The sequence below is a fragment of the Pseudomonas sp. GW821-FHT07F05 genome, assembly GCF_059418765.1.
Map to the genome: position 1 here is coordinate 67,890 of NZ_JBWKQL010000006.1, position 22,719 is coordinate 90,608.

21 protein-coding genes are annotated in these 22,719 nt (G+C 61.2%); 11 read left to right on the forward strand and 10 right to left on the reverse strand.

Annotated elements, in window-relative coordinates; all coding sequences use genetic code 11:
• Nucleotides 1–33: 33 nt before the first annotated feature.
• The 5 genes from AC07RO_RS14685 (at nt 34) to tal (ending at nt 4,046) form a co-directional block, all read left to right on the forward strand.
• Entirely contained in the window at nt 34–1,017 is a 984-nt protein-coding gene (locus AC07RO_RS14685; RefSeq protein ID WP_495086369.1) for a hypothetical protein, read from the forward strand.
• A 52-nt stretch (nt 1,018–1,069) separates the two neighbouring features.
• Complete coding sequence (locus AC07RO_RS14690; RefSeq protein ID WP_192174289.1) at nt 1,070–1,972, forward strand: CsgG/HfaB family protein; 903 nt, start codon at nt 1,070–1,072, stop codon at nt 1,970–1,972.
• Nucleotides 1,956–2,465, forward strand: a complete 510-nt coding sequence (locus AC07RO_RS14695) for a curlin-associated protein (protein WP_495086370.1) — start codon at nt 1,956–1,958, stop codon at nt 2,463–2,465. The genes AC07RO_RS14690 and AC07RO_RS14695 overlap by 17 nt, the downstream gene beginning before the upstream one ends.
• Nucleotides 2,466–2,470: 5 nt before the next feature.
• Entirely contained in the window at nt 2,471–2,779 is a 309-nt protein-coding gene (csgH, locus tag AC07RO_RS14700) for a curli-like amyloid fiber formation chaperone CsgH (protein ID WP_346626439.1), read from the forward strand.
• Nucleotides 2,780–3,119: 340 nt separating this feature from the next.
• The gene (tal, locus tag AC07RO_RS14705; protein WP_346626440.1) at nt 3,120–4,046 is read left to right on the forward strand and encodes a transaldolase; all 927 of its coding nucleotides are present in this window, start codon (nt 3,120–3,122) and stop codon (nt 4,044–4,046) included.
• A 102-nt stretch (nt 4,047–4,148) separates the two neighbouring features.
• Here tal and rssC read toward each other — a convergent pair whose 3' ends face one another.
• Nucleotides 4,149–4,631, reverse strand: a complete 483-nt coding sequence (gene rssC / locus AC07RO_RS14710; RefSeq protein ID WP_037009276.1) for an anti-sigma factor antagonist RssC — start codon at nt 4,629–4,631, stop codon at nt 4,149–4,151.
• Nucleotides 4,631–5,812, reverse strand: coding sequence for a two-component system response regulator RssB (rssB, locus tag AC07RO_RS14715; RefSeq protein ID WP_282372705.1), 1,182 nt, complete (start codon nt 5,810–5,812; stop codon nt 4,631–4,633). Before rssB ends, rssC begins: the two co-directional genes overlap by 1 nt.
• Nucleotides 5,813–6,076: 264 nt before the next feature.
• On the opposite strand from rssB, the gene AC07RO_RS14720 reads away from it, so the two are divergent.
• Entirely contained in the window at nt 6,077–6,376 is a 300-nt protein-coding gene (locus AC07RO_RS14720; RefSeq protein WP_192174294.1) for a PilZ domain-containing protein, read from the forward strand.
• A gap of 96 nt (nt 6,377–6,472) precedes the next feature.
• Here AC07RO_RS14720 and AC07RO_RS14725 read toward each other — a convergent pair whose 3' ends face one another.
• Nucleotides 6,473–7,174, reverse strand: a complete 702-nt coding sequence (locus AC07RO_RS14725) for an MlaA family lipoprotein (protein ID WP_346629665.1) — start codon at nt 7,172–7,174, stop codon at nt 6,473–6,475.
• Nucleotides 7,175–7,375: 201 nt separating this feature from the next.
• Here AC07RO_RS14725 and pcrP point away from each other — a divergent pair, with 201 nt between their 5' ends.
• Both pcrP and AC07RO_RS14735 read left to right on the forward strand, forming a co-directional pair.
• On the forward strand, nt 7,376–8,011 hold the full coding sequence (pcrP, locus tag AC07RO_RS14730) for an HAD superfamily inactivated hydrolase PcrP (protein ID WP_495086371.1): 636 nt from the start codon (nt 7,376–7,378) through the stop codon (nt 8,009–8,011).
• 110 nt (nt 8,012–8,121) lie between these two features.
• A complete protein-coding gene (locus AC07RO_RS14735; protein WP_074885178.1) occupies nt 8,122–8,385 on the forward strand; it encodes a DUF4404 family protein in 264 nt (87 codons plus the stop codon).
• A 79-nt stretch (nt 8,386–8,464) separates the two neighbouring features.
• On the opposite strand, the gene queF is transcribed toward AC07RO_RS14735, so the two are convergent.
• The 5 genes from queF to AC07RO_RS14760 form a co-directional block, all read right to left on the reverse strand.
• On the reverse strand, nt 8,465–9,295 hold the full coding sequence (gene queF, locus AC07RO_RS14740) for an NADPH-dependent 7-cyano-7-deazaguanine reductase QueF (protein ID WP_423574396.1): 831 nt from the start codon (nt 9,293–9,295) through the stop codon (nt 8,465–8,467).
• A gap of 80 nt (nt 9,296–9,375) precedes the next feature.
• On the reverse strand, nt 9,376–9,915 hold the full coding sequence (gene copI / locus AC07RO_RS14745) for a copper-resistant cuproprotein CopI (RefSeq protein ID WP_495086372.1): 540 nt from the start codon (nt 9,913–9,915) through the stop codon (nt 9,376–9,378).
• A 3-nt stretch (nt 9,916–9,918) separates the two neighbouring features.
• A complete protein-coding gene (locus tag AC07RO_RS14750) occupies nt 9,919–11,163 on the reverse strand; it encodes a lipoprotein-releasing ABC transporter permease subunit (protein WP_346626444.1) in 1,245 nt (414 codons plus the stop codon).
• Between the two features lie 67 nt (nt 11,164–11,230).
• Nucleotides 11,231–11,914 carry a lipoprotein-releasing ABC transporter ATP-binding protein LolD gene (lolD, locus tag AC07RO_RS14755; RefSeq protein WP_167355799.1) on the reverse strand — a complete coding sequence of 228 codons (684 nt, stop codon included), beginning with the start codon at nt 11,912–11,914 and terminating at the stop codon, nt 11,231–11,233.
• A 7-nt stretch (nt 11,915–11,921) separates the two neighbouring features.
• Nucleotides 11,922–13,172, reverse strand: coding sequence for a lipoprotein-releasing ABC transporter permease subunit (locus tag AC07RO_RS14760; RefSeq protein ID WP_108119677.1), 1,251 nt, complete (start codon nt 13,170–13,172; stop codon nt 11,922–11,924).
• A gap of 149 nt (nt 13,173–13,321) precedes the next feature.
• Between AC07RO_RS14760 and AC07RO_RS14765 the strand changes: the two genes are divergently transcribed.
• Nucleotides 13,322–13,915 (forward strand): PilZ domain-containing protein, encoded by a 594-nt coding sequence (locus AC07RO_RS14765; RefSeq protein ID WP_282372715.1) that lies wholly within the window; start codon nt 13,322–13,324, stop codon nt 13,913–13,915.
• A gap of 60 nt (nt 13,916–13,975) precedes the next feature.
• Nucleotides 13,976–14,698, forward strand: coding sequence for a glycerophosphodiester phosphodiesterase (locus AC07RO_RS14770; protein WP_282372716.1), 723 nt, complete (start codon nt 13,976–13,978; stop codon nt 14,696–14,698).
• 42 nt (nt 14,699–14,740) lie between these two features.
• Here AC07RO_RS14770 and sthA read toward each other — a convergent pair whose 3' ends face one another.
• Both sthA and AC07RO_RS14780 read right to left on the reverse strand, forming a co-directional pair.
• Nucleotides 14,741–16,135: a Si-specific NAD(P)(+) transhydrogenase gene (sthA, locus tag AC07RO_RS14775; RefSeq protein WP_122538030.1), complete on the reverse strand. Its 1,395-nt coding sequence runs from the start codon at nt 16,133–16,135 to the stop codon at nt 14,741–14,743.
• Nucleotides 16,136–16,421: 286 nt separating this feature from the next.
• A complete protein-coding gene (locus tag AC07RO_RS14780; protein WP_495086373.1) occupies nt 16,422–20,984 on the reverse strand; it encodes a dermonecrotic toxin domain-containing protein in 4,563 nt (1,520 codons plus the stop codon).
• Between the two features lie 297 nt (nt 20,985–21,281).
• Between AC07RO_RS14780 and AC07RO_RS14785 the strand changes: the two genes are divergently transcribed.
• The gene (locus AC07RO_RS14785) at nt 21,282–22,574 is read left to right on the forward strand and encodes an MFS transporter (protein ID WP_192174302.1); all 1,293 of its coding nucleotides are present in this window, start codon (nt 21,282–21,284) and stop codon (nt 22,572–22,574) included.
• Nucleotides 22,575–22,719 lie beyond the last annotated feature (145 nt).

The following is a 22,719-nucleotide window of genomic DNA, read 5'->3' on the forward strand; positions in this document are numbered from 1 at the left end:
AACCCACTACAACATTGAATAAGGAAGATCATCATGCAAGCACGCAAGTCTTTACTGTCTCTGGCCATCCTGTTTGCTGTCTCCGGTGCGGCCATGGCCGACTCAAGCACCGTCAACACCACCCAGGCAGGTTCTGACAACGGACTGAACGTCGAGCAGCGCGGCGCCACCCAGTCCACTGTCACCGTCAATCAGAACGGCGGCCGTAACACCGCAGGCGCTATCAATCAGACGGCCACTTACAGCAACCTGACGATCAATCAGACCGGCTACTACAACCTCACCAGCGCCAAACAGGCCGGGAACAACAATACGGGCTCGATCACCCAGAACGGTGGTGGCCCTCAACCGCAGATCGCGAGCCTGGATCAGTCCGGTGGTTACAGCAAAGCGACCATCGATCAACAGTCCAACTACAGCACCAGCGCCTCCATCACCCAAGGCGGCGGCAACAACAACACCGCCAGCACTTCGCAAATCGGCAATAGCACTCGCGTCGGCACGACTGTCTCCCAAGCCGGCAGCTACAACCTGGCGAGCGTCTCGCAGCAGAGCAACAACAACACCGTCACCAGCAGTCTCACCCAGGCGGGCAACGGCAATACCGGAATTGTTTCGCAACAGCATAACTCCCAGCAGGTGTCCGCCACCCTGCAACAGAACGGCAACAACAACCTCGGCTCGATCCAGCAGAACGACACCCTCGTCACCACCGCCAACGCTCAACAGCGCGGCGACTTCAACACGCTTTCCGTTTCGCAGAACGGCGCTTTGCTGAAAGCCGACGTCCAGCAGAACGGCAACAACAACTACGCGTCCAGCACCCAGACCGGCCTCAACAACGAAGAAGCCCTGCTGCAGACCGGCAACAACAACCGCGCTGTCGTGAGCCAGACCGGCACGGGCACTTATCAGTCCGTCAACCTCGTCGGCCTGACCCAAACAGGCAACAACATGGTCGCCAACGTCAGCCAGACCGGCGGCAGCGGCAACAGGGCAACTATCTACCAACACTAAGATGATGTACCCCGCCAGGGTCTGGCGGGGTTTTCTTGCGGGAAGAAAAAGAATGCGCGTCCGCCCCCTCATGTTGATGTTCACTGCCGTCATACTGCTTGCCGGCTGCACCACGTCCCGGCCTGCTGCGACCATTTCCCCGGCCACGCTGTCGCCTGCGACCCAGAGCCTGCGTGACCTGACTCATCTGCCGGCACCCGCAGGACCGATCAGCGTCGCGGTCTACGGCCTGCGCGACCAGACCGGGCAATACAAACCGTCCCCCGACAGCTCGTTTTCCACCTCGGTGACCCAGGGCGCCGCGTCGTTGCTGATCAGCGCCCTGCGCGACTCACGCTGGTTCAAGCCGGTGGAGCGCGAGAATCTTCAGGACCTGCTCACCGAGCGCAAGATCATCCGCGCGCTGGAACAGCCCCAGGATCAGGCCCAGGTGCAACTGCCTGCCCTGCGACCGGCGAACATGATCATCGAAGGCGCCATCGTCGCCTACGAAAGCAACGTGCGCACCGGCGGCATCGGTGTTCGCTATCTGGGTGTCGGGCCGTCGGAGCTTTACCGCCAGGATCAGGTGACCGTCAACCTGAGGGCGGTGGACATCCGCACCGGCGACATCATCCAGAGCATCACCACCACCAAGACCATCTTCTCGATTCAGGTCGATTTCGGCATCTTCCGCTTCGTCTCCCTCAAGCACCTGCTGGAGGTCGAGACCGGGGTGTCGCGCAACGAACCGGTGCAACAATGCGTGCGCGAAGCCATCGAAACGGCGCTGATCCACATGATTGCCCAGGGTGCGCGTGACGGCAGCTGGAACCTGAAAAACCCCGCTGACCTGAACAAGCCGCTGCTGCAGGGCTATCTGCAGAGCTACGACGAACAGATGACCACCTTGCCGCTGGCTGATGCGGACAAGGACATCGTTGCCACAGGAGATAAGAATGGAACGCAACGCTAAAGGATTCGGCCGGTTCGCAGCGGCACTGCTGCTCACCGGCTCGCTCGCCCAGGCGCAGGATCTGGTGCGCGAAGCACGCTACGCGGACATCACCGTCGGCAACAGCGTCGCCACCATTCTGCAGATCGGCGCCCATAACAATGCCCGCGTCGATCAAAGCGGGGCCCGACAGAATCAGGCCGTGAGTCAGACCGGCAGTCGCAATCAGGCGGTGGTCAATCAGAGTGGCGTGAACAACGCAATCACTGCACAGCAGAACGGCACGGCGAACACCGCGCAGGTCAGTCAGTCGGGCAACAACAACCAGACCGGCGCGGCCCAGCACGGCACCGACAACGCCGCGAGCGTGGTGCAGACCGGCGCCTACAATCAGGCCTTCATCGGGCAGTATGGTCAGGCGAATCAGGCCAGCGTCACCCAGGCCGGATTCGGCGGCGCCATCTCCATCAAGCAGTTCGGCGACAACATGAACGCCAGCGCGACCCAACGGTGACCTCGATGATGGACTTCACGCAGTTGGTGGTGACGGTTGACGCCCAGCGCAGCGGTTCGACGGTGGTGATCCGCCCGCACCTGGAAAATCCTGCGCCGCTGACGCTGCAGTACCGAATGACCGTCAGGCAGACCAGCGCGCAAGGCACGTCGGCCATCAACCAGCAGGGAGATCTGCAGAACGGCGTGGCGGCAAACAGCGTGAGCCTCACCCTGCCGGCCGAGGCGACGTGTCAGGTTCATCTGGAAGTCTTCGACCGGACCACGCTGATCAAAGCGGTGGACAGCGATTGCGGCGAGACACCCGCTCGCTGATTCAGACCGCGGCAGGTTTGCGAAGATCAGCCGGTCAGAGCACCCTGCCCGGGCCAGTCCCTGACCGTCGGCGGATTAGATGCCAGGCGCCGGGAACATCCCGGGCGGTCCGGGCTCCAACCAGTCTGGATCGAGTATCCGCCCTCCTCGGGAACCGACAGACCATGACCCCGCGCCGCTCTTTGTAAAAAGCTCGCATCGCCCGGATCAAGGCTGACGCGCAGGCAGGCCGTTTGCGCAAACGCAGGCGTCTAAACCGGCGTGTCTGTCGCGGTTTACGCCCTTGAGTGACCGGCGGCGCTCGGGTAATGTCAGCACAACCACAGGACAGAGCACGCTCATGACTTCCAAGCTGGAACAACTCAAGCAATTCACCACCGTCGTGGCCGACACCGGCGATTTCGCTGCCATCGAAAAACTCAAGCCCGTCGATGCCACCACCAACCCTTCCCTCTTGCTCAAGGCCGCTTCCAGCGACAGCAACAGCGACCGGTTGAAAGAAGCGTTCACCGGCAGCAACAACGACATCAACGTCGCCAGCGACCGTTTCGCCGTCGCCATTGGCCGCGAGATTCTGAAAGTGGTCCCCGGCCGCGTCTCCACCGAAGTGGACGCACGCCTGTCATTCGACACCCAGGCCTGCATCGAACGCGCCGACCGCATCGTCGGTTTGTACGAAGATTTCGGTATCGGTCGCGACCGTATCCTGATCAAGCTGGCGTCGACCTGGGAAGGCATCAAGGCCGCCGAGGCGCTGGAAAAGAAAGGCATCCAGTGCAACCTGACCCTGCTGTTCTCTTTCGCTCAGGCCCAGGCCTGTGCCGACGCCGGCGTGTTCCTGATCTCGCCATTCGTGGGTCGCATCTACGACTGGTACAAGAAAGCCGAAGGCAAAGACTACGTCGGTGCGGAAGATCCGGGCGTGCAGTCGGTGACCCGCATCTACAACTACTACAAGGCCAACGACTACAAGACCGTGGTCATGGGCGCCAGCTTCCGTAACCTCAGCCAGATCGAAGAACTGGCCGGCTGCGACCGTCTGACCATCAGCCCTGACCTGCTGCAGAAGCTGGCAGAAGACAACGGCACGCTGGTGCAGAAACTCAAGCCAGGCAATGGCGGCGAGCCACGCGTGACCCTCAACGAAAGCCAGTTCCGCTGGGCTTCCAACGAAGACGCCATGGCCACCGAGAAACTGGCCGAAGGCATTCGTCAGTTCGCCCGTGACCAGGTGGCACTGGAAAAGATGCTGTCGGCCAAAGCCTAACGCGTCAGGCATGTAAAAAGGGCGGCACCTGTGAGGGTGCCGCCCTTTTTTATTGCCTCGGTTCAGGACCGGGGCGTGTTACTGATCTTGCTGATGGCGTTGCTACTGGTGTTCGAGGGCGTTGACCAGATCACGGAAGGCTTCGCGGTTCGAATCGTTCAAGCCCATGAGGATCTTGTGGGCCTCCAGCACCTTGGCCTTGACCACGTCTTCGCACTGATCCTGGCTCGGCAGGTCGCTCAGGGCCTCAGGGCGGGGAATCGGCCGACCGACGATGTTGAACACCTGATCGAAGCCCATGGACTGCAACAGGCGCGTGATGTCTTCGTGGGTGGTCACGACTGTCGGCAACAACCCGGCCTTCTGCCGCGAGAGGATCGACAGCTTGGCCAGCAGACCGAGGGTCGTGCTGTCGATGCTGCGGGTTTCGGTCAGATCGATGACCACCGTCGAAAAGTTCATCGAGGTGAAGATCCGCTCAATTGTCGCATCCAACGCCGAGCACAGTGTCAGACGCACTTCACCCACAAACTTGAGGACGAATGTGCCATCTTGCTCGGCGAACTGGATTCTACCGGTACTCATTAAAGGTTCCTGCTCAACACTAACAAGGCGATATCATCCGGCATCTCCCCTAGCGTGGCCAATCCAAACGTCTGGCGCAGACCATCCAGGCTGCCCCCCGCCGCCTTGACCAGTTCGGGCAAGTTGGCTTCTTTCTCTTTGAGTGTATCACCTGGCAGAAGGTCCAGAATGCCATCGGACAGTAGCGTCAGACTAAAGGACTCGGGCAGATCGATGACGTGATCCGTGTAAGTCGCTTCGTTGAACAGCCCGACGGGCAGACCGCGGCCCTCAAGGTAATGCGTGTCGCCCGGGGTGTAAAACACCGGCAGCGGCAGATGACCGCCGACGCTGTAGGTCAATTGCCCGGTTTCTTCGTCGATCACGCCGCCCACCATCGTCACGTGCTTGCCCAGCTTGCAGCTGATCAGCCCGCGATTGATGTGGCCCAGCACGTCGGACGGCTTGAACTCCGGCAGGCTGCCGCCGCGCTTGGACTCGAACAGCAGACGCGTGGTCATGAACTTCAGCAGCACGGTGATGAACGCTGACGATGCGCCATGGCCGGACACGTCCGCCAGATAGAACGCAACACGTCGCTCATCGACCCGAAAATAATCCACGAAATCGCCCGACAGGTACAGCGACGGAATGATCTCATGTTCGAATTCGAACGCGTCGATGGCCCAGGGGCTGGTGGGCAGCATGTTCATCTGCACCTGACGGCCTGCGTCCTGGTCTTCCTGCAGCAAATGCAGACTGGCCTCGAGCTCGCGGTTGGCGGTCTCCAGCTTCTGTCGGTATTCCTGGTTTTCGTGAAGCAGGCGCGCCCGATCCAGCGCGCGTCGGACCGAGTGCTCCAGCACGGCGAGGTCTTCGAGGGGTTTGATCAGGTAATCGGCAGCGCCAAGGCGCAGTGCTTCGACGGCATCGCTCATGACGCCCGCGCCAGACACCACGATGACCGGCGTTTCCGGCGCGAGGCTGGTGACCTGACGAATCAGTTCGAGACCGCCCACCTGCGGCATGCGCAGATCGCAGATCAGCAGATCGGGCTTTTCCTGCTCGAAAGTCTGTAGACCCTGCAGGCCATTACCGGCTTGCAGAACGCTGAACCCGCTGTCTTCCAAATAGGCTGCGAGACTCGCGCGCACTACTTCGTCGTCATCGATGATCAGCAGCGTGGCACTGGTTTTTTGCATGTGGGCAAACGGCGCCAGATTAGGTTGGCGTAGGCGGCTGGTTGCAGTCAGCCCGCGTACTGGATTCGCTTCTAGCCTCTCTGGCTCAGGTAGCGGACTTTTGGTCAAACGCTTCACATGACAGAGCTGCCCTTCAAGGCGCAGACGGTACTCCCATCCGCCTGGCGTTTCAAGCGGGCCCCGCTGCCGAGCGGTGTCTTTACATCGCAAATCGCCCGGAGTTATAAGAACCCTTAAATCAGCAATCAAAACAAAGGATGTGCCATGGGCCAGCTCGATCGCGATTACGAAGAAAAACGGGATTACATTCGCATGCGGGTCGATGCGGACATCAACCTGATCTACGCCGGCCAGATTATCCCGGCGGTCTGCGTGGATCTCTCCAGCTCCGGCATGCAAATACAGGCGCCCCGCTCATTCCAGGTGGGCGACAAGATCAGCGTGAGCATCGATTCCGAGCACGCTGCGCTCAAGGGCCTGGAGGCTGATACCGAGGTGGTGTGGATCGCCGACATCGACGGCGGCGAGCAGAAACTGGGGCTGACGATTCTGGCGATGAAGTGACGACAGCCCGGAACTCCGTCACATTTCCGAAAAATAGCGAAAATAAAAAGGCGACCCTCGGGTCGCCTTTTTAGCATCGTTTTGCTGACCGCTGGATCAGAAGTCGTCGACGACCTTGCCGTCTTTGACCTTGAACTCGCGGTTCTGCAGGTAAGCGTTGCGGATGAAGATGTACTTGTCGCCATTGATCAGCTTTTCAGCCGACAGCAGGCTGGCGCGGGTATCGACCAGGCTTACGCCCAGCGCGGTGTTGCGCGTCGGCACGTGATCGATGTAGCGCCATGGCTGGGTGTAGGTATCCGGGTATTTGGCGAACGCGTCACGCACGGTACTTGGACCGAACAGCGGCAGCATCACGAACGGGCCGCTGGCAACGCCCCAATGACCGAGGGTCTGGCCGAAGTCTTCGTCGTTGCGCTGCAGGCCCATCTTGGTGCCCACGTCGAAGAAGCCGAGCAGACCAAAGGTGGTGTTGAAGATCAGGCGGGCGGTGTCGACGCCGGCGGCTTCAGGTTTGGCCTGGAGCACATCGTTGGCAAAGTTGGTCACTTCGCCGACGTTTTTGAACATGTTGTGGATGCCGTCTTCGAGGAACTGCGGCGTGATGAACTCATAGCCTTGGGCAATGGGTTTCAGCGCGTAGGTGTCGACGGTGTCGTTGAAACGGAAAATCGCACGGTTGACGCCTTCCCACGGATCTTCGTCTGCCGCGTTTGCAGCCATCGGCGCCACGGCCAGGCTGGCCCACACGCACGTTCGAATCAGACGATTGATAAAGCCAGCACCGTTCTCGGGCATAGCTGAGACTCCCAGTCAAAGTAATCAAGCGGGCGCTACGCCCCAAACCAAAGGCGAGAGTATAAAGCGTTCTGTGACTATTTACGTCGCTGAAATGGTCGCGGTTTTGTAGGGCAATAAACATCTGCCGCCACTGTCATCGTTCGGTCATCGGTTTGTCATGGCAATCCCTTAGCGTCATCGGCTTTGAGAGGGAATGCCATGCTCGCCCCGGTCGCCATCGCTGCTCCGTCGTTCACCGCTGTATTGTTCGGATTGAGCGGTTGCCTCGTCGACTTCGGCGCACAGGCGCGCACGCTGCTCGGCAGTGATGGCAAGTCTCTTGCCTCGCAGGACGCCCAGCCATTCGCAACGCTCGCGCCCGGTGCGATCAACGCGTTGAAGCATCTGAAGCAGCTCGGCATTCCCTGCGCCTGGATCGATGAATACCCCTCCTCTATCACCGACCAACTGGCTGCGCCACTCGGCACTCTGGTTCTCCCCACCCCCACTCCCACCAGCCGCTGGCCCGCGCCTGATGCGTGCTGGCAGGCGCTGATGACCCTCGGCGTCAGGCAACTGGACGGTTGCGTGCTGGTCAGCGGCGATCCGCGTCTGCTCATGGCCGGGATCAACGCAGGATTGTGGACGGTCGGGCTGGCGTCCTGCGGGCCGCTGTGCGGTTTGTCACCCGAGCAATGGGAGGCGCTGAGTGATCTGGATCGCGAGCGCCGTCGCGGCCCCGCCACCCTTGAGCTGTACGCCGCCGGCGCGCATTCGGTCATCGATCACCTGGGCGAACTGGAGTCGTGTCTGGCGGATATCACGCTGCGCCGGCAGAAATCAGAGAAGCCCTGAGATGACCGGGGCCATGCACAGCGGCCGGGAGTGGATTAGTCTAAAGCGGTAAGGACCTTTGCCTGCGCATTGCGGTCCATCGTGAGACTAATCAGATTAAGGAAGACCCCATGTCCGTCAGTGACTTGCAACTACAACTCAACACCTTGCGCGAGCAACTTGAGCAGAATCCGCAGCTGACCCTGGAGGAGCGCGGGAATCTGACCGAGGTCATGGAGCAGATCCAGGCGCAGATCGAACTCGAAACAGTCTCTCAAGACCCGAGTATCTCCGATGGCGTCAACCTGGCGGTCGAGCGGTTTGAAGTCGATCACCCCACCATTGCCGGCACCCTGCGCAATGTATTGGTCACCCTTGGCAGCATGGGTATCTGAATCATCCCTTCCCATTCATGTGGGAGCGCCACGCCGGTCGCTCCCACAGTGCGTTCACTTGCAGAACGTGAGTGAGATATTACTGCCGCGCGAGACGTCCGTTCTCCAGCGTCAGCGTTTCAGTGCTGCGGTAAGGGTTGATGTCCAGCCCGCCGCGGCGCACGTAACGCGCGTACACGGTCAGTTTCTCCGGCTTCAGCAGGCGCTGCAGGTCCATGAAGATGCGCTCCACGCACTGCTCGTGGAAATCCGAATGCTGGCGGAAGCTGACGATGTAGGCCAGGAAACTTGCGTGATCAAGCGCGGCGCCACGGTATTCAACCGCAACGCTGCCCCAGTCCGGCTGACTCGTCACCGGGCAGTTGGATTTGAGCAGATGGCTGTGCAGCGCATCGTCCACCACACGCGATTCATCGCAGCGCAGCAGCTCGGGTTGAGGGCGGTCGTAGCTTGAAATGCTCACGTCCAGGTCATCAACACACACGCCCGGCACCGCGACAATCCCCTCGGCCTCAATGTCCTTCAGGCTTCGAATGCGCACCCCCACCGGCTTGCCAGCGGCAGCCGACAGATCCTTCTCCAGCGTGGCGATCAGCTCGGCTTCAGACGCAAACGCGGTCTGATTGAGCGAATTGAGGTAGAGCTTGAACGACTTGGATTCGATGATATTGGCCGAGTCCGCCGGAATGCTGAACTCACCGATAGCCACCACCGGCTTGCCCGACGGCAGCAGCCAGGACAGCTCGTAGCAATTCCAGAAATCGACACCCTGATAAGGCAGCGTCTCGGCGGTCAGCCCCAGCTCTGCCCATTTGGCAGCGCGCGGTATCGGGAACAGTAGAGACGGCGTGTAGGTGGCGATGTACTCGCTGGACTTGCCCAGCGGCGAGTGTTCGGCTGCGGGATGCATGGCGGGACCTGAACCTTAAAAAGCGGCTGTTAAAAACCAAGGCCGCGAAGTTTATCGGGTTCGGACCGGGTTTTCAGCGTTTACTGACTGATCGCCACCTTGCCGACCATGCCCGCCTGGTAATGCCCGGGGATATTGCAGGCGAACTCCAGGCCCGTGGCGTCGGTGAACGTCCAGGTCAGCTCGGCGGTTTTGCCCGGTTCCACCAGCACGCTGTTGAGATCGTCATGTTTCATGCTCCAGGCGCCCTGCTCCGAGCCATGCGCCATGCCGTGATCCATGCCGGCCATGTCGTGCTTCATGCCGGTCGGGGTGAGCATGCCGCTGGCCGTCATTTTCAGCATTTCCTGCTGATGCGCCGCGTGCATTGCCGCGTCACCCAGGTTGAACTCATGCAGCAGCCGGCCCTTGTTGACCAGCACAAACCGCACGGTCTCGCCCTTTTTCACGTCCAGCGACTTAGGCTCAAAGTAGATATCGCCCAGGGTCACTTCAACCGTACGCGTTGCCTGAGCCGCGTCGGCGGGATGACCGAAGGCGAAATGCTCGCCGGGTGACGCCTGCGCCGAGAGGCTTGCTCCCAGCACCAGGGCGATGGCGAAAAGACGGGGCATCCTCATTTCCTATTCGTAGCGCAAGGCGTGGGCCGGCTGGATCTGAGCGGCGCGGTAGGCCGGGTAGATCGTTGCCAGGAAGCTGAGGATAAACCCGGCACTGCAGATCAGCGCCACGTCACTGCCTTCCAGCTTCGACGGCAGATTGCTGATGAAGTAAACGTCCGAGGTGAAGATGTGCTGGCCCGTCACGCGCTCGACCCAGCCGACGATCTGGCTGACGTTAATCGCGGCAATCACGCCCAGCACGCCGCCGATCACGGTACCGACGATGCCGATGACGGTGCCCTGCACCATGAAGATCGCCATAATCTGGCCCGGTGTCGCGCCGATGGTGCGCAGGATCGCGATGTCAGCGCCCTTGTCGTTTACCACCATGATCAGCGTGGCGATGATGTTGAACGCCGCCACGGCAACGATCATCAGCAACAGCAGACCGATCATGGTCTTTTCCATCTTCATTGCGCTGAACAGGCTGCCCTGGCTGTGGGTCCAGTCATCCGCCTTGTAGTCCGCACCGAGTCCGCCGGCGATGGCCGTCGACACCTGCGGCGCGGCGTACAGATCGGTCAGCGCCAGGCGCACACCCTGCACCTGATTGGGCTGCCAGCGCTGGATTACGGCGGCATCGGCCACGTTGACCAGCGCCATGGAGCCGTCCAGTTCAGCGCCGACCTTGAACACGCCGACCACCGTTAAACGCTGCAGCCGCGGAGTGATGCCACCCGGGGCATTGCTGATTTCCGGCACGATCAGGGTCAGTTTGTCGCCAACGTTCAGACGAAAGCGCCGGGCGGTGATTTCGCCGATCACCACCCCAAACTCACCGGCCTTCAAGTCCTGCAGCCGGCCCTGCACGATGTGCTGGGTCACGATAGAGACTTTGGATTCCAGGGCCGGGTCAACGCCGTTGATCTGAATCGGCTGCATCGAGCCCTTGTACGACAGCATGCCGTCCATTTCAGTGAAGGGCACGGCGGCAGTGACTTGCGGGTCCTTGAGCGACGCCTTCGCAGCGGGCTGCCAGTCGTCCAGCGGCTTCACCCCGGAGATCACCGCGTGCGGCACCATGCCGAGGATCCGCGAACTCATTTCCTGCTGAAAACCGTTCATCACGGACAGCACCACGATCATCGCCAGCACGCCCAGCGCCAGCCCGATCATCGAGGTCATGGAAATGAACGAGATGAAGTGGTTGCGACGCTTGGCCCGCGTGTAGCGCGTTCCGATAAAGATGGATAACGGTCTGAACATTCGTGGAGCACCGTAACTAAGCAGCTAAAAGTAAAAGCCGATGCCCGAGAGACACCGGTTGCACGGGTCAGGCTTCGACCAGACGGCCTTCTTCGAGACGCCATACGCGGTCCATTTGCCGGGCCAGCGTCATGTCGTGGGTCACCACCAGAAACGCGGTGCGCGACGACGTGCTGAGTTCCAGCATGAGGTCTTGAATCCCCTGGGCCGTGTGCGAATCGAGGTTGCCGGTAGGCTCGTCGAGCATCACCAGACCCGGCTGGTTGACCAGCGCGCGGGCAATCGCCACCCGTTGACGTTCGCCGCCGGACAACTCCGACGGCTTGTGCGCCAGGCGATGCTTGAGCCCTACCCGCTCCAGCAGCGCGGTTGCACGCTGACGGGCTTCCGGAATCGGCGTCTTGCCAATCAACAATGGCATGCAGACGTTTTCCAGCGCCGTGAACTCGGCCAGCAAGTGGTGGAACTGATAGACGAAGCCAAGGGCGCGATTGCGCAGCAGGCCGCGAGCCTTTTCGTTCAGCGCCGAGAGCTCTTCACCGGCCAGCCAGACGCTGCCTTCGGTGGGCGTGTCGAGGCCGCCGAGCAGGTTGAGCAAGGTACTTTTGCCCGACCCCGAACTGCCGACGATCGCCACGCGTTCGCCCGGGTGCAATTCCAGTTGCAGCCCGGAAAGCACGACCACGGATTCCGGACCTTCCTCGTAGGATTTGCCCAGGTTGCGGCAGCTCAGTACAGCTTTATCACTCATGCCCGACTCACTCATAACGTAGCGCCTCCGCCGGCTGGGTGCGCGCAGCACGCCAGGCTGGATACAGGGTGGCGAGGAAACTCAGGACCAGCGCCGCGCCGCATACCAGCAGCACGTCCTGGGCCATCAATTGCGAAGGCAGATAGTCGATGAAGTAGACATCCGCATTGAGGAACTTGTGACCGATCAAACCTTCCAGCGCGGAAATCGCCGAACTGACGTTGAGCGCCGCGAGAATGCCGACACCTGCGCCGATCAGCGTGCCGACCACACCGATGACCGTGCCCTGGACCATGAAGATCGCCATGATCTGGCCCGGGGTCGCGCCCAGCGTGCGAAGGATGGCGATGTCACCGCGCTTGTCGTTGACCACCATGACCAGCGTGGAAATGATGTTGAACGCCGCGACCGCCACGATCAGCAACAGCAGCAGGCCGATGATGGATTTCTCCATGCCGATCGCCTGATAGAGGTTGCCGTGGGTGCGCGTCCAGTCGCGGGAGTAATACTGGTGCTCGCCGAGATTCTGGGCGATTTCGTACGCGGTGCGCGGCGCCTTGAACAGATCGGTGAATTTCAGGCGCAAGCCCTGCACCTGGTCCGGCTTCCAGCGGTGCAGCCGCGCCAGGTCCTGCAGATTAGTGACGCCCAGGTAGCCGTCCAGCTCGCCGGCGCCGACATGAAAGATGCCGACTACGGTGAAGCGCTTCATGCGCGGGAACATGCCGGCCGGCGTCACGGTGACTTCCGGGGACACGAAAGTGACTTTGTCGCCCATGCCGACACCGAGCTTGGTCGCGGCCTTGTCGCCGATCACCACGCCGAAGCCGCCCGCGACCAGATCATCGAGGCTGCCCTGCTTCATGAATCCGTCGATGATCGACACCTTGCGCTCCTGCGCCGGGTCGATGGCGTTGAGCAGGATCTTCTGCACGTTGCCGTTGTTGGTCAGCAGGCCTTGCATCTGGGTGAACGGCGCAACGGCTTCGACCTGTTTGTTCTGTTTGACCCGAGCGGCCAGGGCCTGCCAGTCATTGATCGGTTCGCCGGACTCGATGGTGGCGTGGGGCACCATGCCCAGCACGCGGGTGCGCATCTCATGGTCGAAGCCGTTCATGACAGACAGCACGACGATCATCACGACCACGCCCAGGGCGAGGCCGATCATCGACGTCAGGGAAATGAAGGAGACAAAGTGATTACGGCGCTTTGCACGGGTGTAACGCGTGCCGATGAATACAAAAAGAGGTCTGAACATTTAGGCGCTTGTTCGGAGGAATGGGAACGTGCTTGTGGCGGGCCTGGGGCAAGCGGCTTTACACTCGAATCACCGCCGAATCATGCTCGGAAAGCTGAGCTATGATCTTGAGCAATCACTCTGACAACCGCCGCTACCATGGGTTCGCCATGCCGACACTAGATGAAGAAGAACGCCGCGAATACTACCGTATCGAGGACAGCGTCGCACTGGAAATTAACCGGATTGCCGGCCCCGGCACGGGAGACGAACCTGGCCATCACGACACTTCGACGCTCTTCGATCTGCTGAGCGAATTGCACGTCGCTGAGTTCGAATCCCAGCATCTGCTGCGTCAGCTGGATGATCGCGACCGCACCACCAACAGCTTCCTTAGAGCGATGAGCAAACGCATCGACCTGCTCGGCCAAGTGGTTGCGCACACCGCACTGGGCAAGCTCGGCGCCCCGCAGCGCGTGATCATGTCCGAGGGCGGCCTGCAATTCGAAACCCCTCAGCCCTTCCAGCCCGGCACCCTGCTGTCGGTGAAAATGGTGCTGATGCCGCAGGCATCCGGGATGATGCTGCGCGCGCGGGTGACGCAGTGCCATGCCTTGACCATCGGCGATTTTGACGTTGGCACGGAGTGGATCGACCTCACCGATGCCCAGCGCCAGCTGCTGGCCCGACACATCCTGCAACGACAAGCCGCTCAGAGGCGACTGGCCCGTGAGCAAAGTGACCCCGACGTAAAGCCCAACTGATTCCAGCTCGACTTATTCCAGAGCGATTTATTCCCGCGCCATGCGTACCAAGGAGTGATTGTGACCCTTATTTACGGCCACCGCGGCGCCAAGGGCGAAGCACCGGAAAACACCCTGACCAGCTTTCAGGAATGCCTCAAACACGGCGTAAAACGCTGCGAACTGGATCTGCACCTGTCCCGCGATGGCGAGCTTATGGTGATCCATGACCCTACCCTCAAGCGCACCACCGACCGGCGCGGCAAAGTCGTCGAACACGACGCCGCCGATCTGGTGACCTACGACGCGCGCAAGGGCGGCCCGGGCTGGGTGCAGCCCTGCCCCATTCCGCGCCTGGAAGAACTGTTCGAGAAATGCCCCTTCGATCACTGGCAGCTGGAAGTCAAAAGCGCGTCACGCACCCGTGCCGCAACGACCGTGCTGGCCATCCGCGAAATGGCTCAGCGCCACGGACTGCTGGAGAAAGTAACGATCACGTCGAGTTCCCGGGAAGTGCTGCGCGCGGCTTTGGAACTGACGCCAGACATTTCGCGCGGCCTGGTGGCGGAATACGCCTGGCTCGACCCGCTGAAAGTGGCTCAGGGTTACGGCTGCGAGATACTCGCGCTGAACTGGACGCTGTGCACGCCCGAGCGCTTGAAGAAAGCCCAGAACCAGGGCCTGCATGTGTCGGTGTGGACAGTCAACGAGCCCGCGCTTATGCGCAGACTCGCCGACTTCGGCGTTGACAGCCTGATTACAGACTTTCCCGGTTTGGCCAGCGCCACCCTTGGGAAGTACTGAAATCGGTCTCCCCGGCCGGCTCAGGCCACCGGCCGGAGCCGCTCAAAAAAGCCGGTTGAGGCCGTCGTACGCCGCTACCCGATAGGCCTCGGCCATGGTCGGGTAGTTGAACGTGGTGTTGACGAAATACTTGATGGTGTTCGCCTCGCCCGGCTGATTCATGATCGCCTGACCGATGTGCACGATCTCCGATGCCTGGTCGCCGAAGCAGTGCACGCCGAGGATCTGCAGGGTTTCCCGGTGAAACAGGATCTTCAGCATGCCGACCGGCTCGTTGGAAATCTGCGCACGGGCCATGCTCTTGAAAAACGCCTTGCCCACTTCGTACGGCACTTTGGCCACGGTAAGGTCATGCTCGTTCTGACCGATCGAGCTGATCTCGGGGATGGTGTAGATCCCGGTCGGCACGTCGTTGACGAAGCGCCACGCGCCGTTGTCCACCGCGCTGCCCGAGGCCGACCGACCCTGGTCATAGGCCGCACTGGCCAGACTCGGCCAGCCGATCACGTCGCCTGCACCATAAATGTTCGGCTGGCTGGTGCGGTAGGCTTCGTCGACATCGATCTGACCGCGACCGTTGGCCTTGATGCCGACGTTTTCCAGACCCAGCTTGTCGGTGTTGCCGGTACGGCCGTTACACCACAGCAAGGCATCGGCCTTGACCTTCTTGCCGGACTTGAGGTGCAGGATCACACCGTTGTCCAGCCCTTCAACGCGCTCGTATTCCTCGTTGTGGCGAACCATCACGTTGTTGTTGCTGAAGTGATAGCTCAGGCCCTGAGAGATTTCCGAGTCGAGGAAGCTCAGCAGCTGGTCACGGTTGTCGATCAGTTCGATCTCGACGCCGAGGCCACTGAAGATGGACGCGTATTCGCAGCCGATGACACCTGCACCGTAGATGATCAGTTTGCGCGGGGTGTGACCCAGGCTGAGGATGGTGTCGCTGTCGTAGATACGCTTATGGGAAAAGTCGATATCGGCGGGCCGATAAGGCCGCGAGCCGGTGGCGATGATGATCTGGTTGGCAACCAGTTTTTCCACGACGCCGGTGTTGCACACGACATCAATGCTGCGCTCGTCGGCGAAGCTGCCGGTGCCGAAAAACACGTCGACACGGTTGCGCGCGTAGTAACCGGTGCGCGACGCCACTTGCTTGTTGATGACCTTCTCGGCGTTCTTCAGAACGTCCGGGAACGAGAACCAGCGTGGCTCGCCGATGGCGCGGAACATCGGGTTGGTGTTGAACTGGATGATCTGTTTGACCGAGTGACGCAGGGCCTTCGACGGGATCGTGCCCAGGTGCGTGCAGTTGCCGCCGACCTGCCGACGGCTGTCGACCATTGCCACCTTACGCCCGGCCTTGGCAGCGTTCATTGCCGCGCCTTCACCCGCCGGGCCCGAACCCAGCACTACCACGTCGTAGTTGTAGACAGCCATGCGTACTCCTCAGAACTGGCCGAGCCACCACTCTGGTGCCTCTGGCTGAATCATGCCGCTCCGGGCGGCATGAAGGATCGAAACTCGCGGCGCAGTCTAGTCGCACCGAGGGCAAACGACCATTAACCCTTGGTCGCGTCCCTCGGCAGACGTCACTGCGCTTTTGCAGGTCGAGGGGCGGAAACCTTACTCGACTGCAGAATTGCTGCGGATGATAAATCCCTTGCGTGACGAATCCTAAAAAAATCGCACGTCCAGGCAACTGCCTCTGCAGCGGCCCTGGAATTTACTCGGCCAGATGCAGAAACAACCGCTGCGCGAGTTCCTTGCCGATGGCACTGCGATAAATGCTCACGACTTCCTTATTGTCCTTGGCCGCCTTGAGCATCGCCCTGTAACCCATCAGTCGCTGTTCAGGCAGTTTCAGGTGCGCGGCGGTAAAGGCGTCGGCTGCGGCATCTTCACTGGCGTAATGAAAATGCGCCCACCACAGCAGATGGTTTTCCTTGTCGCGAATGGCGTATTCCTGCACGAAGTCGTTGCGGCGGGCGCCCGACATATTTTTTCGGCCGTCAACCCGGGCGATGTGCACCTCGTGCTGGCGATCCAGATAACTGATCCGGCTGGCTGTCGGCGGCTGTCGCTTGATCATGTCGATGCGCAATTGCCGGCCCTGCTCGCGAAGTCGCTGCCCGGCCTCGCGCAACTCGTCCAGCAGCGTCTGCACGGCCTGGGCCCTGTTTTCCCCCGCGTCGGAATCGTCCAGATGAATCTGCAGCTTCTCCGCCAGCTCACCAAGCTTGTCGGCCTTTTGCACCAGAATGTCTTCCATGTCCTCGGGCTCACTGGCGCGAAGGGATTGGCGCACCGCACTGGCGATGTCAGTTTCTATCTGCTCCAGCAGGGCGCGTCCGCGGCGCATGAGTTCTGCGGGCGGGACGATGCTGTCACGATTGGCCGGCTGGCGGCGCTGGTCCTCGAGTTCAACCCACTCCCCTTCCGCATGCTGGTGGTATGTGCCGACGACGCGATCACCGGTGGCTTCCTTGACCTCCACGACTTCACCCAGTGAAGGCTCTTCACCTTCGCGCAGACGGCCAATCAACGTGCGTTGGCCTCGGGTCTTGATCACCCGCTTGCGCGTCTGGGCCGCGCGCGGAACATATTCGGCAAGGGTATCGGCGGGCTCCTCGCTCTCGCGAATGAGGTCCGAAAGCCGGTGCTCGGCGCGGTCGGAGATCAACGAAAGATCCTCGAGGAAACGATTGAAATGCCCGGTATTGACCGCTTCGGGCTCACTTTCAAAGGCGGCGAGCGCGACTATCGAGGCCCGGTCATATTCCCTGAGGGAGCTTTCCAGCACAGCGATCTGTTCGGCGATCGTGTAATCATGTGGCCTTTCCAGCTCGGCCTGAGAGCTCAGCGCCGAGTGCAGCGAGTCGTCGTTGAGCATGCGCTTGAGCGTCACCGCCCTGTGGGTGTCCAGGATGGTCTCGGCGCTGAAACACAGTTCGAGGGACGACCACATACGACTGGCGCGCCAATCGACGAGGGAGAACATCCGGTTGTTGTAAAACTCCAGCGCTTCCGTGCGCCAGTATGCCTCGCCGACTTTCGGCACCTCGCGAAGCCTTTGCCACAGCCCTTCCCTGACCATCGCCCAGTGCACACCGCTCTCCTGCAGCACAAGGGATCTCTGGAACAGCCCAAGATAGATGGCGACATTCTCGGAGGAAACCGCTGGCGCCACCGCGCGCATCCGCGCCAGCTCTTCCTTGGCCACGATAAGCATGTCGCTCAGCAGCACGCCTTCGAGCAGACAGATCCGCCGGGCGATGCCTTGCAGATCCTTGGCATAGGTTTTGTCAGGGGTGCGATCGGCAGGACGCAATGACTGGTCGATAGCATTTTTGCGGTCGATGATCTCCATCACGGCGCGGATGTCTGTTTCCAGCAACGAAGTGATCTCATGGTGCCTTTCGAGCGGCTGGGCATCGATACGGTTGTCGTTCTCCACAATCCTGATGTACAGCTCGTTCTGGCGCTTGAGCAGCTCGGACTTTTCCGCGATGGCCAGCTTGAGTCGGGCGGCGTTTTCCAGCGCGAGTTGCCGTGCGCTGCGCTTGGGGCCGCCGCCGCGAAGGCGCAGACCCAGGTCGAGACGCCAGCCCTCACCCTCACGCGCAAGCCAGGGCCCGGTGAGTTCATCGTTTCGCGGGTCGACAATCTGCACGTCGTCGCCCACCTGAACCCTGTACACCGCGCCATCGATGCGCGCGTACCACGCGCCATTCAGCTCATACAGCCCTTGGGTGCCAGCGGCGGCTGACGGCTCCGTCAGCAAAGGCGCTGGCCGGACTTCAAACGCCTGCAGCGCAACCTGCTGGGCAGCCGTCAGGCTCAGATCGGCGCGCGACCAGGAAAAATCCAGCTGTGTTCTCACTGTGCCGGGCAGCGGGTCGGGCTCTACTACAGGCGTTGGCTCCGGGGCAAGGGTCGGACTGGGTGCAGCCAGCAGGTCTGCCAGATTCGGCCGAGCTACCCCTGCTGATCGCCCGCGCGCCGGGAGGACACGATTAGCCTGGGTGCTATGCAACAGCAACATCGCCACGGTGAGCAGCAAATTGCCCATGGATTCTTCACGATCACGGTCAGTGGCATTGCGCTCAGACGCCAGGGCTCCTTGCGCCTCGTTCATCATCTGCACCAGCCACAGCGCATTGCCGACGGGGCCGGAGACAAACGGCATGAGGGTTTCCAGCGCCAGCCAGCCACCGCGCTTGAGCAAGGCCCAGCGACTTTCGGCGTTGGACGTGGACTGCCGGTCCGCCAGCTCGACCAGCGCGGCTGCATTGGCCTTGAACAGCGCAACCAGCGGGTCACCGACGACCTCGTCGACAGCCAACTGTGCAGGCGCCGGGATTTCCAGGGGTGCGAACTCCGAGCCCTGGCCGAAGCGCACGATGTGCGGCTGATCGAAGCCGCCATTGCCGTACACCTGCCGCGCGTGATCGTCCATCCACGTCAGCACGTCATCCTGAAGCTCACCGGGTTCGACGATGGCGGCGCGCAGGGTTGCCCAGGACTCGAATTCGATCAGCGACTGTCGGGAAAACGGCCGATACAGCACCACCGGATCCCTGGACGTATCGCGGTCACTGATCACGAACATGTTGGCGACCGCATCAGCCTTCCTGCCAACCATGGCGCGGAAGGCCAGTGGACGCAACGTCGTGTTGCGCAGCGCTGAAGGGCGCTGTTCCGGCGGCTGCACGAGGGCGGCAACACGCTGACAGGCGCTGGCACAAAAGTGCCCCTCGCTCCGCATTTTCAGCTCCAGCGCCCGCAGTGGCAGCTGCGCCCGAAGCTGATCGATGTACGCCGCCTGACGCTTGGCGGATTCACCGGGGTCAGTCACCAGCAGCCGTTTCAGCAGCGCAGGATAATGGCGTCCGATGTCCACCTGACACACCAGCAGCCGCAGATAATCGGCGCTGAACCAGTCCGGCGCCGGGGTGCCGTCCCTGTGCACGACGTGCAGCGCACCGGCCGGCTCGCCGGAAAGGTTTTCCAGAGCAAACTCGGCGAGGCTCATGCGCACTGGCTCGACCACGCCCGAGGTGACCACCTGACCACCGCCGGGAATCGCGGCAGCGACCACTTTGCGGATAACGACGTCCAGATCGGCGATCAGCAGATCTGCGGCCTCCGGGTGATCGGCGAGCATTTCGCGCTGCAGTTGCTGACTGGCGTAATCGAGCAACGGCGGAATGTCTTCGTTGAACGTGCTTCCTGCGCCCGCTGGAGCGCTCGCCAACGCAATCATTCGACGGCTGAAATCCATGCGGTCGGCAACGCTGGCGTTGCGCAACCAGTCAGGAAGGGTTTCGGGGGTTTCCATCCCGAGGATGGCGGGGATCAGAAAAGGCGTGATGTCTGTGGCGATGGCCATCCGGCGATCTAGATCGGCAAAATCTTCTGCGTCGGCGTGATCGAGCCGGGTGATCTGCTGCAACTGGCAAGCAAGGATTGACTGGGCCAATGCGTCGAACAGGTCTCCCTCAACCTCGCGCAGTGCCCAGGTTTCGGGGTGGGTGGCTGCCGGCGAAGTATCGAGGCTGGCCAGCAGATCAGCCAGCGAGCCATGCCTGACGATCAGACCCGGCGACTGCCAGGTGAAAAACATCTCCGTGCCGCCCCACACGCCGGTCGCTGCCAGCAAGGGCAGGACTGACACCGGTGAGGAAGCGTCCACTGCCTGGGGGATGCAGGCACGAACGACATCGTCCGCATGGACCTTGTCGATACTCAGCATGAAATTGCGTTGGGTCTGGTCGGGAAAATAAGCGATGGGACGAAGGAAATCGCCCTCGTTTTTGTGCAGCGCCGGGGTGTCGTTCAACGCTCGCAGATAGCCCTTCTTCAGCGCATCGGACAGCCGCGCCCAAGGGCTCTGCCCATCGGCAGTCGGCGCTTCCCAGAAATCCATCAGCGCCTGCTGGAACTGTTCGTTCAGCGCCAGAGCAACCGTATCGACCAGAATATTCAGCTGATCGAAATCGATGGGCGTCGGGGTCGCGTCCTGTACGGCGGGATCGATGACAAGTGTGTTGGCCTCGGAGCGCCAGAGGGGAGTCTTGCCCGTCAGGAATGCCTGCTGCAGATTTCTCAACAGTGTTTCCGCACGCTGGGTGCCGTCGGAGGCGGTTCGGGTGATGACGCAAATCTCGGGATCGATTTCGAGGTCCGGGAATTGTTGTTGCAGTGCGGATTGCAGCTGTTTGATCGCGACGTTATGCAAGGTCGGTCGCCGGGAAACTCCAGCGATCAGATGAAGGGTTGAGCTCATTGGCCAGTTAACTCGTGCAATGGATTGAGGATCGCTCAGGGCCCCGTGAGGCACTGAGAGAATGTGCGGGGAGTTAAACCGGGAACGAGTCCATCGATGGGATACATAAATATTGTTTTCACGCGGGCGCAGCGGGAGGTCCGTGGTCGATGGCCGGGGCGTTCTGATTGCCAACCGCCAGCTTTACACATATCGTTACAAATCTGGGGCGCCCGAGGCCAAGCGCGGGCGCCGCAGCAGAGGACGCATAAATATAACGGATCCCCCCAGCTAGACAGCTTAAGTGAGTAATTCCAGATGGCCTCGAACACGGGCAAAGGCAAGGCGATATTTCGCGTTGTGAGCGGCAACTTCCTTGAAATGTTTGACTTCATGGTCTATGGCTTCTACGCCACAGCCATCGCCAAAACCTTCTTCCCCGCCGACAGTGAATTCGCATCGCTGATGCTGTCGCTGGCGACCTTCGGCGCCGGTTTCCTCATGCGCCCGCTGGGTGCGATTTTCCTTGGCGCCTACATCGACCACCACGGCCGGAAAAAGGGCCTGGTCATTACGCTGGCGATGATGGCCATGGGTACGGTGCTGATTGCCTGCGTGCCGGGCTACGCGACCCTCGGCGTCGCCGCGCCGCTGCTGGTGCTGATCGGGCGTCTGCTGCAAGGCTTCTCCGCAGGCGTTGAACTGGGCGGTGTCTCGGTTTATCTGGCGGAAATTTCCACGCCGGGCCGCAAGGGCTTTTTCGTCAGCTGGCAATCGGCAAGCCAACAGGCGGCGGTGGTTTTCGCCGGTCTGCTGGGTGTTGGCCTTAACCACTGGCTGAGCCCGGAAGACATGGGTCAATGGGGCTGGCGCGTGCCGTTCCTGATCGGCTGCCTGATCGTTCCGGCGATCTTCGTGATCCGTCGCTCGCTGGAAGAAACCCCTGAGTTCGAAGCCCGCGCGCAACACCACCGCCCAAGCCTGGGCGAAGTGGTCAAGTCGATCGGCCAGAACTTCGGACTGGTCATCGCCGGCATGGCGCTGGTGGTCATGACCACGGTGTCGTTCTACCTGATCACCGCCTACACCCCGACGTTCGGCAAAAACGAGCTGCACCTCTCCGATCTGGACAGCTTGCTGGTGACCGTCTGCGTCGGGATTTCGAACTTCATCTGGCTGCCTGTGATGGGCGCGCTGTCGGACCGGATCGGCCGCAAGCCCCTGCTGCTGGCGGCGACCATTCTGGCGATCATCACGGCGTACCCTGCCCTGTCCTGGCTGACCGCCAACCCGAGCTTCGGCAACCTGCTGATGGTCGAGCTGTGGCTGTCCTTCCTGTACGGCTCGTACAACGGCGCGATGGTGGTTTCCCTGACCGAGATCATGCCGGTCGAAGTGCGCACCACCGGCTTCTCCCTGGCCTACAGCCTGGCGACCGCGACGTTCGGCGGTTTCACGCCGGCGGCCTGTACTTACCTGATTCACGTGCTGGATAACAAAGCGGCTCCGGGCATCTGGCTGAGCGGCGCTGCGGTACTGGGCCTGATCGCCACGCTGGTGCTGTTCCGCAAGGGTCAGACACGGATTCAGGGTGTGACGGCGGTGAGCTGATCGCTGAGAGCTTCAAGCTTCAAGCCATAAGCTCAAGCAAAAAAACGCCCCGATTGATTCGGGGCGTTTTTGTTTCCTGATGACACGGCCACCTTCTCTGGTAATTGACAGTCAGCCTTCGCGAGCAAGCTCGCCCCCACAGGAT

Coding starts and splice junctions, on each gene's coding strand:
- AC07RO_RS14750 (WP_346626444.1), bottom strand. CDS start 11,163: ATGTTCAGACCGTTATCCATCTTTATCGGAACGCGCTACACGCGGGCC.
- AC07RO_RS14785 (WP_192174302.1), top strand. CDS start 21,282: ATGGCCTCGAACACGGGCAAAGGCAAGGCGATATTTCGCGTTGTGAGC.
- AC07RO_RS14695 (WP_495086370.1), top strand. CDS start 1,956: ATGGAACGCAACGCTAAAGGATTCGGCCGGTTCGCAGCGGCACTGCTG.
- AC07RO_RS14720 (WP_192174294.1), top strand. CDS start 6,077: ATGGGCCAGCTCGATCGCGATTACGAAGAAAAACGGGATTACATTCGC.
- AC07RO_RS14725 (WP_346629665.1), bottom strand. CDS start 7,174: ATGCCCGAGAACGGTGCTGGCTTTATCAATCGTCTGATTCGAACGTGC.
- AC07RO_RS14690 (WP_192174289.1), top strand. CDS start 1,070: ATGCGCGTCCGCCCCCTCATGTTGATGTTCACTGCCGTCATACTGCTT.
- AC07RO_RS14780 (WP_495086373.1), bottom strand. CDS start 20,984: ATGAGCTCAACCCTTCATCTGATCGCTGGAGTTTCCCGGCGACCGACC.
- AC07RO_RS14765 (WP_282372715.1), top strand. CDS start 13,322: ATGCCGACACTAGATGAAGAAGAACGCCGCGAATACTACCGTATCGAG.
- lolD (WP_167355799.1), bottom strand. CDS start 11,914: ATGAGTGATAAAGCTGTACTGAGCTGCCGCAACCTGGGCAAATCCTAC.
- tal (WP_346626440.1), top strand. CDS start 3,120: ATGACTTCCAAGCTGGAACAACTCAAGCAATTCACCACCGTCGTGGCC.
- pcrP (WP_495086371.1), top strand. CDS start 7,376: ATGCTCGCCCCGGTCGCCATCGCTGCTCCGTCGTTCACCGCTGTATTG.
- sthA (WP_122538030.1), bottom strand. CDS start 16,135: ATGGCTGTCTACAACTACGACGTGGTAGTGCTGGGTTCGGGCCCGGCG.
- AC07RO_RS14685 (WP_495086369.1), top strand. CDS start 34: ATGCAAGCACGCAAGTCTTTACTGTCTCTGGCCATCCTGTTTGCTGTC.
- queF (WP_423574396.1), bottom strand. CDS start 9,295: ATGCATCCCGCAGCCGAACACTCGCCGCTGGGCAAGTCCAGCGAGTAC.
- rssB (WP_282372705.1), bottom strand. CDS start 5,812: ATGCAAAAAACCAGTGCCACGCTGCTGATCATCGATGACGACGAAGTA.
- csgH (WP_346626439.1), top strand. CDS start 2,471: ATGATGGACTTCACGCAGTTGGTGGTGACGGTTGACGCCCAGCGCAGC.
- AC07RO_RS14735 (WP_074885178.1), top strand. CDS start 8,122: ATGTCCGTCAGTGACTTGCAACTACAACTCAACACCTTGCGCGAGCAA.
- copI (WP_495086372.1), bottom strand. CDS start 9,915: ATGAGGATGCCCCGTCTTTTCGCCATCGCCCTGGTGCTGGGAGCAAGC.
- rssC (WP_037009276.1), bottom strand. CDS start 4,631: ATGAGTACCGGTAGAATCCAGTTCGCCGAGCAAGATGGCACATTCGTC.
- AC07RO_RS14760 (WP_108119677.1), bottom strand. CDS start 13,172: ATGTTCAGACCTCTTTTTGTATTCATCGGCACGCGTTACACCCGTGCA.